The sequence below is a fragment of the uncultured Azohydromonas sp. genome (assembly GCF_937926365.1).
GTDB lineage: Bacteria > Pseudomonadota > Gammaproteobacteria > Burkholderiales > Burkholderiaceae_C > Azohydromonas.
This window is the reverse complement of the sequence record NZ_CALAOH010000080.1, coordinates 1-13,226: the sequence shown is the minus strand read 5'-3', so window position 1 is coordinate 13,226 and position 13,226 is coordinate 1. Positions and strand designations below refer to the sequence as shown.

The 13,226-nt window shown below is 70.0% G+C and carries 14 protein-coding genes; 4 read left to right on the top strand and 10 right to left on the bottom strand.

Annotation, left to right across the window (positions count from 1 at the left end; all coding sequences use genetic code 11):
• The coding region (locus Q0741_RS08010; RefSeq protein WP_298232670.1) for a methyl-accepting chemotaxis protein at nucleotides 1–450 on the top strand (450 nt) is incomplete at its 5' end.
• Nucleotides 451–488: 38 nt separating this feature from the next.
• On the opposite strand, the gene Q0741_RS08005 is transcribed toward Q0741_RS08010, so the two are convergent.
• The 3 genes from Q0741_RS08005 to Q0741_RS07995 form a co-directional block, all read right to left on the bottom strand.
• Nucleotides 489–656 (bottom strand): hypothetical protein, encoded by a 168-nt coding sequence (locus Q0741_RS08005; RefSeq protein ID WP_298232669.1) that lies wholly within the window; start codon nucleotides 654–656, stop codon nucleotides 489–491.
• A gap of 188 nt (nucleotides 657–844) precedes the next feature.
• The gene (locus Q0741_RS08000) at nucleotides 845–1,819 is read right to left on the bottom strand and encodes a PDR/VanB family oxidoreductase (RefSeq protein ID WP_298232668.1); all 975 of its coding nucleotides are present in this window, start codon (nucleotides 1,817–1,819) and stop codon (nucleotides 845–847) included.
• The gene (locus Q0741_RS07995; RefSeq protein ID WP_298232667.1) at nucleotides 1,816–2,895 is read right to left on the bottom strand and encodes an aromatic ring-hydroxylating dioxygenase subunit alpha; all 1,080 of its coding nucleotides are present in this window, start codon (nucleotides 2,893–2,895) and stop codon (nucleotides 1,816–1,818) included. Before Q0741_RS07995 ends, Q0741_RS08000 begins: the two co-directional genes overlap by 4 nt.
• Before the next feature lie 209 nt (nucleotides 2,896–3,104).
• Here Q0741_RS07995 and Q0741_RS07990 point away from each other — a divergent pair, with 209 nt between their 5' ends.
• Nucleotides 3,105–3,881 carry a DUF2272 domain-containing protein gene (locus Q0741_RS07990; protein WP_298232666.1) on the top strand — a complete coding sequence of 259 codons (777 nt, stop codon included), beginning with the start codon at nucleotides 3,105–3,107 and terminating at the stop codon, nucleotides 3,879–3,881.
• A gap of 18 nt (nucleotides 3,882–3,899) precedes the next feature.
• Here the strand turns inward: Q0741_RS07990 and Q0741_RS07985 are convergent, their stop codons facing one another.
• The 6 genes from Q0741_RS07985 to Q0741_RS07960 all read right to left on the bottom strand — a co-directional run bounded on the left by Q0741_RS07985 (nucleotide 3,900) and on the right by Q0741_RS07960 (nucleotide 9,340).
• A complete protein-coding gene (locus Q0741_RS07985; RefSeq protein WP_298232665.1) occupies nucleotides 3,900–4,607 on the bottom strand; it encodes an ABC transporter ATP-binding protein in 708 nt (235 codons plus the stop codon).
• Nucleotides 4,600–5,352: an ABC transporter ATP-binding protein gene (locus tag Q0741_RS07980; RefSeq protein WP_298232672.1), complete on the bottom strand. Its 753-nt coding sequence runs from the start codon at nucleotides 5,350–5,352 to the stop codon at nucleotides 4,600–4,602. The genes Q0741_RS07985 and Q0741_RS07980 overlap by 8 nt, the downstream gene beginning before the upstream one ends.
• 5 nt (nucleotides 5,353–5,357) lie before the next feature.
• Nucleotides 5,358–6,317, bottom strand: coding sequence for a branched-chain amino acid ABC transporter permease (locus Q0741_RS07975; RefSeq protein ID WP_298232671.1), 960 nt, complete (start codon nucleotides 6,315–6,317; stop codon nucleotides 5,358–5,360).
• 77 nt (nucleotides 6,318–6,394) lie between these two features.
• A complete protein-coding gene (locus tag Q0741_RS07970) occupies nucleotides 6,395–7,255 on the bottom strand; it encodes a branched-chain amino acid ABC transporter permease (protein ID WP_298232664.1) in 861 nt (286 codons plus the stop codon).
• Between the two features lie 16 nt (nucleotides 7,256–7,271).
• Nucleotides 7,272–8,483, bottom strand: coding sequence for an ABC transporter substrate-binding protein (locus Q0741_RS07965; RefSeq protein WP_298232663.1), 1,212 nt, complete (start codon nucleotides 8,481–8,483; stop codon nucleotides 7,272–7,274).
• A gap of 347 nt (nucleotides 8,484–8,830) precedes the next feature.
• Nucleotides 8,831–9,340, bottom strand: a complete 510-nt coding sequence (locus tag Q0741_RS07960) for a MarR family winged helix-turn-helix transcriptional regulator (RefSeq protein ID WP_298232662.1) — start codon at nucleotides 9,338–9,340, stop codon at nucleotides 8,831–8,833.
• A gap of 262 nt (nucleotides 9,341–9,602) precedes the next feature.
• On the opposite strand from Q0741_RS07960, the gene Q0741_RS07955 reads away from it, so the two are divergent.
• Nucleotides 9,603–11,195, top strand: a complete 1,593-nt coding sequence (locus Q0741_RS07955) for a methyl-accepting chemotaxis protein (RefSeq protein WP_298232661.1) — start codon at nucleotides 9,603–9,605, stop codon at nucleotides 11,193–11,195.
• A gap of 101 nt (nucleotides 11,196–11,296) precedes the next feature.
• Here the strand turns inward: Q0741_RS07955 and Q0741_RS07950 are convergent, their stop codons facing one another.
• A complete protein-coding gene (locus Q0741_RS07950) occupies nucleotides 11,297–12,187 on the bottom strand; it encodes an AraC family transcriptional regulator (protein WP_298232660.1) in 891 nt (296 codons plus the stop codon).
• 151 nt (nucleotides 12,188–12,338) lie between these two features.
• On the opposite strand from Q0741_RS07950, the gene Q0741_RS07945 reads away from it, so the two are divergent.
• Nucleotides 12,339–13,094 (top strand): SDR family oxidoreductase, encoded by a 756-nt coding sequence (locus Q0741_RS07945; RefSeq protein ID WP_298232659.1) that lies wholly within the window; start codon nucleotides 12,339–12,341, stop codon nucleotides 13,092–13,094.
• Nucleotides 13,095–13,226: the final 132 nt, after the last annotated feature.

The window sequence follows — 13,226 nt, the reverse complement described above, 5'->3', positions numbered from 1 at the left end:
CAGACCAACATCCTGGCGCTCAACGCCGCGGTGGAAGCGGCGCGCGCCGGCGAAGCCGGGCGCGGCTTCGCGGTGGTGGCCACCGAGGTGCGCCACCTGGCGCAGCGCTCGGCCGCCGCGGCACGCGAGATCAAGGACCTCATCGAGCAGAGCGTGGCGCAGGTGGAAAGCGGCTCGCAGCTGGTGCAGGACGCGGGCCGCACGATGGAGGAGATCGTGCAGGGCGCGCAGCAGCTGCGCGAGCGCATCCAGACCATCAGCGACCACGGCGCGGCGCAGAGCAGCGACATCACGCAGGTCTCGGTGGCCGTGGGCGAGCTCGACCGCATGACGCAGCACAACGCCGCGCTGGTGGAGCAGAGCGCCGCCGCCGCGGCCAGCCTGCGCGAGCAGGCGGGCAGCCTGGCGCGGGTGATGGAAGGCTTCAGGTTGGCGCCGGCCGGAGCCTGAGCGCGGGCCGGCGCTGCGGCGCCGGCGGGCTCAACAAGTCACTGGCGCCAGCTGGGCGCGGCGTGGTCGCCGCCGTGGGCGGTTTCGTACTCGCCGTGGTCGCCATCCAGGGCAGCCTGATCCAGGTTGCCCACGGGCGCGCGGGTGCAGCCGTGGATACAGAGGGCAGAAAAGGCCAGTACCAAAACGGCCAGGGCTTTGTCCATGGCGACTCCGGCTTGAAGAAGGTTGTGGTCGCAAGCACTGGCCGCGGGGCCGGTGCCGCGACCGCATCTTCGAAGCCGTGGCGCAGGAAAAGGCTGTCCTGGGAGGAAGTGAGCGCCTGGACGGGGGCCGGGTGGGAGGGATGTCCTGGGAGGGGCTCCTGCCTCGCCGCCATCCGGCGCCCCCCGCCTCAAAGATCCAGCACCAGCCGCCCCGACTTCGCCCTTGAGCAGCAAGGCGTGAACTGGTCGTTGGCCGCCTGCTCCTCCGGCGTGAGGTAGACGTCGCGGTGGTCCGGCGTGCCCTCCAGCACGCGCGTGAGGCAGGTGCCGCACACGCCCTGCTCGCACGACACCAGGATCTCCACCCCCGCCTCGGCCAGCGCCTGCGTCACCGTCTTGTCCGGGGCAATGGTGATCACGCGCCCCGAGCTCGCGAGCTGCACCTCGAAGCTGCCGTCGTCCGCATGCGGCGCGGCATCGCCGCCGGCGAAGAACTCCCAGTGCAGCTGCGCCTCGCCCCAGCCCGCGCCGCGCGCCGTGCCCAGCACCGCGTCCATGAAGCCCTTGGGCCCGCACACGTACAGGTGCGTGCCCGGCTGCGGCGTTCCCAGCAGCGCGGGCAGGTCCAGCCGCTGCTCCGGCGGGCCGTCGTCGAAGTGGAAGCGCACCTTGTCCGCGAAGGCCGCGCCCTGGATGCGGGCGACGAAGGCCGTGCGCTCGCGCGAGCGCGTGGCGTAGTGCATCTCGAAGTCCGCGCCCATGACGGCCAGCCGCTCGGCCATGCACAGGATCGGCGTGACGCCGATGCCACCGGCCAGCAGCAGGCTCTTGCGAGCCTCGTGCGCCAGGGCAAAGTGGTTCTTCGGCGCGCTGATGGTGAGCGTGTCGCCCTCCTTCACGGCGTCGTGCACGGCCACGGAGCCGCCGCGCGAGGCCGGGTCGCGCAGCACGGCGACGAGGTAGCGGTGCGTCTCGGCCGGGTCGTTGCACAGCGAGTACTGCCGCACCACGCCGCCGGGCAGGTGCACGTCCACGTGCGAGCCAGCGGAGAAGCCCGGCAATGGGCTGCCCTCCTTGCTCACCAGCTCCAGGCTGCAGATGTCGGTGGCTTCCTCGGACTTGCGTGCCACGCGCACGCACAGGGTGGCGTTGGCGGTGCTCATTGCGCCAGCTCCGCGGTGGAGGCGGCGGACAGCCGGTTGGCCGCGGCGCTCTGCTCGGCCGCCAGGATGCGCTCGATGACGCGGCGCGACTGCAGGCCGCCGGCGTCGATGTTGAGCATCAGCAGCTTGCGATCGGGCCAGGCGCTCAGGTTGGCCTGCTGGCGCTCCAGCATCTGCAAGTCCTCGCCGAACACCTTGGCCTGCCCCTGGCGGATGGCCAGCGTGAGCGCCGGGTCCTGCGGCTTGAAGTGCCTCGCCATGCCCCAGAAGTAGTGGTGCGAGGTCTCGGTCTCGGGGGTGATGAAGTCCACCACCAGCGCATAGACCTTCTTGTCCGCCGGCGCGTCCTTGCCGCCCTGGCCGGCCAGCGCCACCCCGACCTCGATCATCACGTGCGTGGGCGGCGTGAAGTGGCACACCTGCCAGCGGTCCACGCGCTGGTCATCGGGCAGGCCGTGGCCGCGCAGCGCCAGCTTCCAGAACGGCGGCGCCTCGGGCAGGTCGTTCATGAAGCGGCTGGTCATCACGTGGTCGCCCTCCGCCTTCGTGGTGCACGGCGTCTCGTCGATCTCCTTCTGCCCGATGGACGTGGAGTGCACGTAGGTCTCGTGCGTGAGGTCCATCAGGTTGTCGATCATGAGCCGGTAGTCGGCCTTGACGTGGTAGTAGCCGCCGCCATAGGCCCACTCGGGATCGTTGGCCCATTGCAGGTCGGGAATGAGCGCGGGGTCGGCCTGCGCCCGGTCTCCGGGCCAGACCCAGATGAAGCCGTGGCGCTCCTCCACCGCGTAGCTCTTGATGCACGGGAAGCCCCGCACGCGCTGCCCCGGCATGCCGACGGCCTTGCCGTCGCAGCCCATCTCCAGCCCGTGGTAGCCGCACACCAGCTTGCCGTCGCTGACGAAGCCCAGCGACAGCGGCGCGCCGCGGTGAGGGCAAAAATCCTCCACCGCCGCGGGCGAGCCGTCGGCCTGGCGGTAAAAGACGATGGCCTCGTTGCAGACCTTGCGGCCCAGCGGCCTGGCCGCGATGTCCTCGGGCATGCAGGCCACGTACCAGGTGTTTTTCGGGAACATGTGCTTGTCTCCTCTGGGGTCCAGGCGCTCGGCCCGCACGCCGGCCGCGCCGTGGCAAGGCCCCGGCAAGCCGTGCGCCGGCCCGGGATGCGGCTGCGGCCTCAAGCCCGCGCGCTCCCCGGCCGATAGCCGGCTTGCATGGTGCGCTCCCGAACACCCGGGCATTGCTTTCGCCCAGGCGGAGCCTCGTGTGCTTCGCGCCCTCTTCCATGCCCATGACCCGAATGCTTCTCCCGGCCGCGCTGGCCGCCCTCCTGCTGCTGGCCGGATGCGCCACGCCGGTCGAACCGCCAGAGCAGCCGCCTGTCCTTACCGGCCTGGGCGGGCGCGTCGTCAGCCTGCCCACGCCCAGGCAGCGCCTGGTGTTCACGGCACTGCAGGAGTGGGCGCTGTGGGGTCGCGTCAAGTGGCACGCCGCCACCGACACCTACGAGTGGCCCGACGCCACGACGCCACGGCAGGAGTACCTGCCGGACTTCAGCAGCCGCGTGCTGCTGTACTGGCAGGCGTCCGGCCGGGGCGATTTCGAAGCCCGGGAAGCGCAGTACCGCGACGGCTCGCTGGTGGCCTGGTCGGCGGTGTTCATCAGCTTCCTGATGAAGTCGTCGAGCATCGGCGAGGCGGTGTTTCCGGGCAGCGCGCTGCACTGGCACTACATCAAGCGGATTCACGACGCGCCCGATCCGCAGGGCTTCGAGGCGCTGGACGCCGCCACCACGCCGCCCGCGGTGGGCGACCTGATCTGCGCCCCGCGCAACGAGACGGCGCTGCGGGTGATGGTCTACGCGCAGCTGGCCGACCCCGCCAGCCGCGGCGGCTACCACTGCGACCTGGTGGTGGAAACCGGCCTCGGCACGCTGGGCGCCATCGGCGGCAACGTGCGCGACGGCGTGGTCTGGACGGTGGCGCCCCTCTACGCCAGCGGGCTGCTGATGCCCACGGCCAAGCGGCCGTGGATCGTGGTGTTGAGGAACCGGCTGCCGTGAGCCAGGGCACGGCTCGCGTCAGCGCGCCACCGCCAGCAACCGCTCCAGCGTGCGCGCATCGGCCGCCAGTTCCTCGCTGCCGGCGCGGTGCACCACGCGGCCGCGGTCCAGCACCACCGCGTGGTGCGTCATCGACAGGATCAGCCGCGGGTTCTGCTCCACCAGGATCGCCGACAGCCCCTCCTCCCGCACCACGCGCGCGATCGAGCGCAGCAGCTCCTCCACGATGATCGGCGCCAGCCCCTCCAGCGGCTCGTCCAGCAGCAGCAGGCGCGGGTTCAGCACCAGCGCCCGCGCGAAGGCCAGCATCTGCTGCTCGCCGCCCGAGAGTTGATTCCCCATGTTCATCCGCCGCTCCTCCAGCCGCGGAAACATCGCGTAGACCCGCTTCAGATCCCACGGGCCCGGCCGCGCCACCGCCGTGAGGTTCTCCTCCACGGTCAGCGACTTGAAGATGTTGCGCTCCTGCGGCACCCAGCCGATGCCGGCTTCGGCGCGCTTGAAGGGCGGCAGCTGCGTGATCTCGCGCCCGCCCAGGAACAGCCGCCCGGCATGGCGCCGCGTCACGCCGGCGATGGTGTTGATGAGCGTGGTCTTGCCCGTGCCGTTGCGCCCCAGCAGCGCCAGCGACTGGCCCGCGGCCAGCTCCAGCTCGATGTCCTCCAGCACCACGGCCTCGCCGTAGCCGGCGCGCAGGCCCTGGATGCGCAGCAGCTGCTCAGCCATGGCCTTGCCCCAGGTACACCGCCTTCACGCGCGGGTCGTTGGCGATCTCGTCCACGCCGCCCTCGGCGTACACGGCGCCGCTGACCAGCACCGTCACGCGCGTGGCGAAGTTGAAGACGAGGTCCATGTCGTGCTCGATCAGCAGCACCGCCACGTCCGCCGGCAGCCGCGCCAGGCTGTCGAAGATCTCCTGCCGCTCGCCTTCGGGCACGCCCGCGGCGGGCTCGTCCAGCAGCAGCACCCGCGGCTCGCCGGCGATGGCCAGCGCGATCTCCAGCAGCCGCCGCTTGCCGTAGGGCAGCTGCGCCGTGCGCTGGTGCATCACGTCGGCCAGCCGGTACTCGTGCAGCAGTTCCTCCACGCGCCGCGCCACCGCCGCGTCGCGCCCCAGCGGCTGCCACCAGCGCGCGCCCTGGCCCCGCCGCTGCGACACCGCCAGCGCCAGCGACTGCAGCGGCGTGAGCTGGTTGAAGAGCTGATTGATCTGGAAGGTGCGCACCAGCCCGCGCCCGACGCGCCGGTGGGCCGCCAGCGCGGTGATGTCGTCGCCCTTGAGCAGGATCTGGCCCTGCGTGGGCTCCAGCACGCCGGTGAGCAGGTTGATCAGCGTGGTCTTGCCCGCGCCGTTGGGGCCGATGAGCGCGTGGCGCGCGCCGGGCATCACTGTCAGCGACACGTCGCTGGTGGCGACCAGGCCGCCGAAGCGCCGCACCAGGCCGCGCGTCTCCAGCAGCGGTTGCGTCACGGCGTTCACGGTGCCCTCCTCCACCAGGTCCAGGGCCGCAGCAGCCGCTCGCGGCCCACCAGCATCAGCACCACCAGGAACAGGCCGAGCCAGAAGGTCCAGTACTGCGGCGTCCAGGACGCGATCAGGTCGTGCAGCAGCTTGAAGGCGATGGCGCCGAGCACCCCGCCCCACAGCCAGCCCGCCCCGCCGATCACCACCACCAGCATCACGTCGGCGCTGCGGTGGAAGTCCAGCACGTCCAGCGAGGCGAATCCCGTGGTCTGCGCCAGCAGCGCCCCGGCGGCGCCGGCCAGCGCCGCGGCGATGGCGTAGACCGCCACCAGCCGCGCGTTCACGTTCAGGCCCAGCGCGGAGGCGCGCAGCCGGTTGTCGCGCAACGCCTGCAGACCCGTTCCGAAGGGCGAGTGCACCAGGCGCCGGCACAGCAGCAGCGCCAGCACCAGCACCGCCAGCGAGTAGCCCCAGGCCACGCGCCCGGCCAGGTCGAACTCCAGGCCGCCGGGCAGCGGGCCGATCACCACGCCCTGCAGCCCGTCGGCGCCGCCGGTGATCTGGTCGAAGCGGTTGGCCAGCTCGTAGAGCACCGCCGCCACGCCCAGCGTCACCATCAGCCGCGTGAGGTCCGTGCCGCGCAGGATGAGGGGGCTGGTGAGCAGCCCCAGCAGCGCCGCGGCGGCCATCGCCACGACCAGCCCGACCAGCGGGTCGGGCAGCACGTGCTTGGCGAACAGCGCCGCACCGTAGGCACCCACGCCGAAGAAGGCGGCATGGCCCAGCGAGACGATGCCCGCGTAGCCCAGGATCAGGTCCAGCGACAGCGCGAACAGCGCCAGGATCGCGATCTCGTTGCCCAGCAGCGCGTGTCCGGGCAGCCCGAACCACGAGGCCGCCAGCGCCGCCAGCAGCGCGATCTCCCACCAGCGCCAGCGCGCGTCACGGCGCAGCGCCTGGCGCACGTCGATGCCGGCGGAGCGGTCCGCCGCGCCGGCGGGCGGGACGGCGGCCGGCGTGGCCGCGCCGGGCCTCAGCGGCGTGCTCATCAGCGGGCTCCCTTGCGCACGAACAGCCCCTGCGGGCGCCACAGCAGGATGGCGATCATCAGCGCGTACACGATGAAGGCGCCGATCTTGGGCGCGTAGTACTTGCCCGCCACGTCGGCGATGCCCAGCAGCAGCGCCGCCACCAGCGGCCCGGTGACGCTGCTGGTGCCGCCCACGGCCACCACGATCAGGAAATAGATCATGAATTTCAGAGGGAACGTGGGATCGAGCCCCAGCACCTCCGCGCCCAGCGCCCCGCCCAGGCCGGCCAGGCCGGAGCCCACCGCGAAGGTGAGCAGGAACACGCGGTTGACGTTGATGCCCAGCCCCGAGGCCACGCGCGGGTCGTCCACCGCCGCGCGCAGCCGGCTGCCGAAGCGCGTGCGCGCCAGCACCCACTGCAGCGCCAGCGCCAGCAGCGCGCACACCACCACGATGAAGAGCCGGTACTTGCCGATGCCCACCGCTTCGAAGTCCAGCCGCCCCTGCAGGAACGCCGGCAGCTTCACGAACTGCTGCTGCGAGCCCAGCAGGTAATCGACCGCAGCGACGGCCATGAACACCAGGCCGATCGAAAAGAGCACCTGGTCCAGGTGCGGCTTGGCGTACATCGGCCGGTACAGGGTGCGCTCCATGAGGGCGCCCGCCGCCGCCGTGATCAGGAAGGCCAGCGGCAGCGTCGCCAGGAAGGGCAAGTCGAAGTGCTGCATGAGCAGCACGGTGGCGTAGCCGCCGGCCATGGCGAAGGCGCCGTGGGCGAGGTTGATGAAGTTCATCAGCCCCATGGTCACGGCCAGCCCCACGGCCAGCACGAACAGCAGCATCCCGTAGGCGATGCCGTCGAAGAGCAGGGTCAGCACGTCGGCTCCCGCGGGCTTACTTCATCCCCGCCTTCCCCGGGTCCTTCACCCCCTTGAGGGTCTCGAACTCCACGTTCCAGAGCTGCCCGTTCTGGCGCTCGACCTTGCGGATGTAGACGTCCTGCACGATGTCGCGCGTCTGCGCGTCGATGAACACCGGCCCGCGCGGGCTCTCGAAGGTCTGGCCCTTCATGGCGTCCAGCAAGGCCACGCCGCCCGCGCCCTTGGTGGCCTTGAGGCCCTCCATGATCAGGCGCATGCCGTCATAGCCGCCCACGGCCATGAAGTTGGGGCGGAACTTGTTGGCCTTCTGGAAGGCGTCCACGAACTGCTGGTTGGCGGCGCTCTTGTGCGCGGCCGAGTAGTGGAACGAGGTCACCACCCCCAGCGCCACGTCGCCCATGTCGTTGAGGATGTCGTCGTCCGTCACGTCGCCGGTGCCCAGCAGCCGGATGCCCGCCTTGTCCAGCCCGCGCTCGGCGAACTGCTTCATCAGCGCCGCGCCCACGCCCGACGGCACGAACACGAACAGCGCTTCCGCGCCGGCATCGCGCACGCGCTGCAGGAAGGGCGCGAAGTCCGGGTTGCGCAGCGGCACGCGCACCTGCTCCACCACCTTGCCGCCGTTGAGTTCGAAGCGCTCCTTGAACGCCTTCTCGGCGTCGATGCCCGGGCCGTAGTCGCTCACCAGCGTCACGACCTTCTTGATGCCGTTCTTGGGCGCCCACTCCGCCACGCCGATGGTCACCTGCGGCAGCGTCATGCTGCTGCGCACGACGTAGGGCGAGGCCTGCGTGATGCTCGACGTGGCCGCGGCCATCACCACCATCGGCGTCTTGCTCTGGGTGGAGATGGGCGCGGTGGCCAGCGCCAGCGGCGTGAGGCCGAAGCCCGCCAGCACCGCCACCTTGTCATTGACCACGAGTTCCTGCGCCAGGCGCCGCGTGGTGTCGGCCACGCTGGCGTCGTCCTTGAGCAGCACCTGCACCTTGCGCCCGGCCACCGTGTCGCCGTGCTGCGCCAGGTACAGCTTCACCGCCGCGTCGATCTGCCGCCCGGTGGAGGCGAAGGGCCCGGTCATGGGCAGGATCAGCCCGATCTTGATCGGATCGGACTGCTGCGCCAGCGCCGCGGGCGCGGCGCCCAGCAGCGGCAGCGCCGACAGCAGCGTGGCGGCCGCCAGCAGGCGGCGCCGCGCCGGAGCGCGGCGGTCTTGGAAGGTGCTCATGGCTTGTCTCCTCTGCCTCGGTTTGCAGGACCGGACCGGCATGCGCGCCGGCCTCTTCGTGTAGGCGCTCGTGCCGGCGCCCACGCCGCCGCCCGGGCCCGGCGGCGGGCAACCCGGGTTCCCGCCGCCTCGGACCCGGGGGCCCATGGAGAGCGTCCGGCCGTCAACATTCAGTACACGGAAGTTGACCCGGATCAGGCGCAACCCGAATTGGTGCAATCCCGGGTGTGCGCGCCGCGGGCCGCAGAGCGATCACGGCATCCCAACCGCCGGGACGTTTCGCCTCCTGTGGTGGCACCCCGGCGTGGGCCGGGCTTCACGAGAGCCGGACGGTCGTCCCGGGAGCTTCAGGCCTGCGGCGGCTCGGCCCCGGCCGGGCCGCCCGAGCGCAGCGGCGCGCGGCTTTGCTCGTTGCCCAGGTGCACGAACTTGCGCAGCAGCCGCATGAACTCCTGCTGCTCGGCGGCGTCGAGCTTGGACAGCAGCACCTGCTGCATGCGCCGCACACCGGGCACGGTGCGCGCGAGCACCGCCTCGCCCTCGGCCGTGAGCAGCAGCCGGCGCTGGCGCCGCGGCAGCACTTCGCGCGTGATCCAGCCCTTGGTCTCCAGCCGCGCCGCCATCTCCGCGGCGGTGGAGGTATCCAGCGCCACCTCCTGCGCCAGCGTCACCTGGTCCAGCCCGGGCTTCTCCTGCAGCATGCGCAGCACCGCGTACTGGATCGGCGTCACCTCGCGCCCCACCTCCTCGTAGAACAGCGACACCGCGATCTGCTGCGCGCGCCGCAGCAGGTGGCCCGGCTGGTCATAGAGCTCGATGGCCAGGGGATCGGCGGACGGAGCGGCATCAACGGGCATGGCAGGTCGGCGGAAAGCGGGCGCGGCGGCGAAGGAAGGCGAATTCTGCACGCGGCGCCCAGCCCCTCACCCAAGCAGCGGCCGTGCCGGCGCAACCGGAGCGCCGCCGGTATCCCGCCCAGGCCTGAGGTGAATCAACGACCGTGAACTCCTGCAGGGAGTCAGTGCGTTGCACCTTCAGTTTCGGCCATGGCCATCCGAAGAAATACCAATTGCACATCTCTACCGCGCACCGTGACCCGGATGCGCCACAACCACGGCCATGAACTTCCTGAACAAGCTTCGGCTCGGCACCCGGCTGGGCATGGGTTTCGCCACCGTGCTGGCGCTGATGCTGCTGGCCGTCGCCACGGCGGTCTTCAACCTCAACCAGGCTGACGAGGCCTCCAGGCGCACCATCGAGGTGGACTGGGTCAAGGCCGAGGCCACCGCCACGCTCACGGCCACCACCCGCGCCAACGCCCGGCGCACGATGGAGCTGTTCTTTGCCCAGGACGCGGCGCATGCGCAGCAGGTGCGCGGCTTCATGGCCGCCAACAAGAAGACGGTGACCGAGTCGCTGGAGACGCTGGAGCAGCTGGTCGATTCGGCTGAGGGCAAGACACTGGTGGCCCAGGTCAAGGCGGCGCGCGTCGCCTACGTGGCCTCCTTCACCAAGGTGGACCAGCTGCTGGCCGCGGACCAGCGCGACGAGGCCACCCGGCTGCTGATGGCCGAGACGCTGCCGGCCATCGACGCGCTGCAGCAGCACGTGGACGCGCTGTCCGCGCTGCAGAAGCAGGCCGTGGCCGACAGCGCCAAGGTGCTCGTGGACGACATCGCCTTCGCGCGCATCGAGATGCTGGTGCTGGGCGTGGCGGCGCTGCTGGCGGGCGGCGGCCTGTCGTGGTGGCTCACGCGCGCCATCACGCAGCCCATCCACCAGGCGGTGCAGGTGGCCAGGACCGTGGCCGCGGGGGACCTGACCTCGCGCGTCCAGGCCACGCGCCAGGACGAGACCGGTGAGCTGCTGAGCGCGCTGGACGCCATGAACCGCAGCCTGGCGCAGATCGTGTCCCAGGTACGCCACAGCAGCGACTCCATCGCCACCGGCAGCCAGCAGATCGCCAGCGGCAACACCGATCTGAGCCAGCGCACCGAGGAGCAGGCCAGCAACCTGCAGCAGACCGTCGCCTCGATGGAGCAGCTGACCGCCACCGTCAAGCAGAACGCCGACACCGCGACGCAGGCCTCGCAGCTGGCGCTGAACGCCAGCCGTGCCGCCGCCGACGGCGGCAGCGTCATGGGCCGCGTGGTGAGCACGATGGAGGAGATCAGCACCGGCTCGCACCGGATCGCCGAGATCATCGGCACCATCGACGGCATCGCCTTCCAGACCAACATCCTGGCGCTCAACGCCGCGGTGGAGGCGGCCCGGGCCGGCGAGGCCGGCCGCGGCTTCGCGGTGGTGGCTGGCGAGGTGCGCGCCCTGGCGCAGCGCAGTGCCGAGGCCGCGCGCGAGATCAAAGGCCTCATCAGCCACAGCGTGCAGAGCGTGGAGGCCGGCTCGCAGCTGGTGAGCGACGCCGGGCGCTCCATGGAGGCGATCGTCACGCAGGTCAAGCGCGTGACGGACCTGATCAGCGAGATCAGCGCCGCCAGCCAGGAGCAGACGCAGGGCATCGACCAGGTGGGCAACGCGGTGCAGCAACTGGACCAGGTGACGCAGCAGAACGCCGCGCTGGTGGAGCAAAGCGCCGCCGCCGCCGAGAGCCTGCGCCACCAGGCCGGGCGCCTGGCGCAGATGGTGGGCACCTTCAAGCTCAGCGCCGCCGACCTCATGGCGCCGGACGGCTCGAAGCTGACCGTGGCCTGAGCCGCGGCGTCACGCCGAGCGCAGCGCGGCGCTTCAGGCACACGAGCGCCGTGGCGCAGGCTCTGCCGAATTCAAGCGCCAGTCATTTCCGGGCGGGCATGTCAGCCGGCGACTCGAACCATGTCTCTTGCCACCTTGATATCCCGCGCCGGCGGCAGGCCAAACATGCGCCCATATTCCCGCGTGAACTGGGGCACGCTCTCATAGCCCACGGCAAATGCCGCGCCGCTGGCCGATACGCCTTCCGACAGCATCATTCGCCTGGCCTCGATCAGGCGCAGTTGCTTTTGAAACTGCAGCGGCGAAAGGGAGGTCGCGGCGCGAAAGTGATGGTGAAAGGAAGACGGGCTCATGCGGGCGATGGAGGCCAGCCGTTCAACCGGCAAGGGCTTCGCGAATTCAGCCCTGATCACCGCCACCGCGCGCGCCACGTTGCGTGCCTGGCTGTCCGGCCAACCGAGCCGTCGCACCGCTGGCCCATGCCGCCCCGCCAGCAGCCAGTAATGGAATTCGCGCACCAGCTGGGCATGCAGCACCGGCATGGCGGCTGGACGCTCCAACAGGCGCATCAGACGCAAGGCCGCATCGGCGACTTCCGTGTCGGTCGTTTCCACGCGCACGCTGGCCTGATGGGCGTCACTCGCGGGGCCCATTTGAACCGCCAGCTCGGCAATGACGGCCAGATCGAGATCGAACACCACTGACAGATAAGGCGCAGCCAGGCTGGCCTGCTTGATCTGGCTGACCGTCGGCACATCGGCCGTGATGATCAGAGAATCACCGGCCGAAAATGAAAACTGGTCGGCCCCCATCGTGACGTGCTTGCTGCCTTGCAATACCAGGCAGACGAGCGGCCGGGAGATGGCATGAATGAGCCCGCTCGGCATGGTCGCCCGCACGATCGTCACACCCGGTACGGGCGTCTGGGCAATTCCATATTCGTCGGCATGGACCTGTGCATACCTGTCCGCAATATTCAGTAATGAGCTCATGATTGAATCTTAGGGCTTCGCGGCCGAGTTTTCGAAATAGCTTGGAGGATCAGGCAAGCAACGAAAATTTTCGGGCAAATATGGCTTTCCTCCCCAGCCCAAGATAGCGGCTCTCGCATGCCACTTCAAACCTGACAGAAGGAGCCCGACCATGAGCACCATTACCCTTGTCACCGGAGCCAGCCGCGGACTCGGCCGCAGCACCGCGCTGAACATCGCTCGCCGCGGGGGCGATGTCATCGTCACCTACCAGAGCCGCGCCGACGACGCCCAGGCCGTGGTGGCGGAAATCCAGGCCCAGGGGCGCAAGGCCGCTGCCCTCCAGCTCGACACCGGCGACGTCGCCGCATTCCCCGCCTTCACCGAGCGGTTGAAGAATGCCCTGCGTGAAAACTGGTCGCGGGAAACCATCGACCACCTCGTCAACAATGCCGGCCACGGGGACTATGCCTTGATTGGCAAGACCACCGAGGCCCAGTTTGACCGGCTGGTCGATGTCCATTTCAAGGGGGTCTATTTCCTGACCCAGGCGCTGCTGCCGCTGATTGCCGATGGCGGCCGGATCGTCAACCTTTCTTCGGGGCTGACCCGGGTGACCTATCCCGGGTATGCCGCTTATGCAGCAGTAAAAGGCGCGGTGGAAGTGCTCACCCAATACATGGCCAAGGAATTGGGGGGACGCGGCATCGCCGTCAATACGGTGGCCCCTGGCGCGATCGAGACCGATTTTGGCGGCGGCGCCGTGCGCGACAATCCGGAAATCAACAAGGTTTTCGCGGAAATGACCGCCCTCGGCCGCGTCGGCCTGCCGGATGATATTGGAGGGATGATCGCCAGCCTGCTGTCCGATGACAATCGCTGGGTCAATGCCCAGCGAGTCGAAGTATCTGGCGGCCAAGGTATTTGATATGGGCGGGCTGGGGGCTGGATTTTTCCTGCCCGCACCTTGCCAGCCCTTTCGCCATTTTCGCCGTCGGGCCCTATCCAGGGTTGTTCACTGCTCCCGAATCCCGGCGTAATTGAGCAGCCTGTCGAGCGA

Excerpts from the sequence above, each read along its gene's own strand:
- Q0741_RS08005 (WP_298232669.1), bottom strand. The coding sequence starts at position 656 with ATGGACAAAGCCCTGGCCGTTTTGGTACTGGCCTTTTCTGCCCTCTGT.
- Q0741_RS08000 (WP_298232668.1), bottom strand. The coding sequence starts at position 1,819 with ATGAGCACCGCCAACGCCACCCTGTGCGTGCGCGTGGCACGCAAGTCC.
- Q0741_RS07995 (WP_298232667.1), bottom strand. The coding sequence starts at position 2,895 with ATGTTCCCGAAAAACACCTGGTACGTGGCCTGCATGCCCGAGGACATC.
- Q0741_RS07990 (WP_298232666.1), top strand. The coding sequence starts at position 3,105 with ATGCCCATGACCCGAATGCTTCTCCCGGCCGCGCTGGCCGCCCTCCTG.
- Q0741_RS07985 (WP_298232665.1), bottom strand. The coding sequence starts at position 4,607 with ATGGCTGAGCAGCTGCTGCGCATCCAGGGCCTGCGCGCCGGCTACGGC.
- Q0741_RS07965 (WP_298232663.1), bottom strand. The coding sequence starts at position 8,483 with ATGAGCACCTTCCAAGACCGCCGCGCTCCGGCGCGGCGCCGCCTGCTG.
- Q0741_RS07960 (WP_298232662.1), bottom strand. The coding sequence starts at position 9,340 with ATGCCCGTTGATGCCGCTCCGTCCGCCGATCCCCTGGCCATCGAGCTC.
- Q0741_RS07955 (WP_298232661.1), top strand. The coding sequence starts at position 9,603 with ATGAACTTCCTGAACAAGCTTCGGCTCGGCACCCGGCTGGGCATGGGT.
- Q0741_RS07950 (WP_298232660.1), bottom strand. The coding sequence starts at position 12,187 with ATGAGCTCATTACTGAATATTGCGGACAGGTATGCACAGGTCCATGCC.
- Q0741_RS07945 (WP_298232659.1), top strand. The coding sequence starts at position 12,339 with ATGAGCACCATTACCCTTGTCACCGGAGCCAGCCGCGGACTCGGCCGC.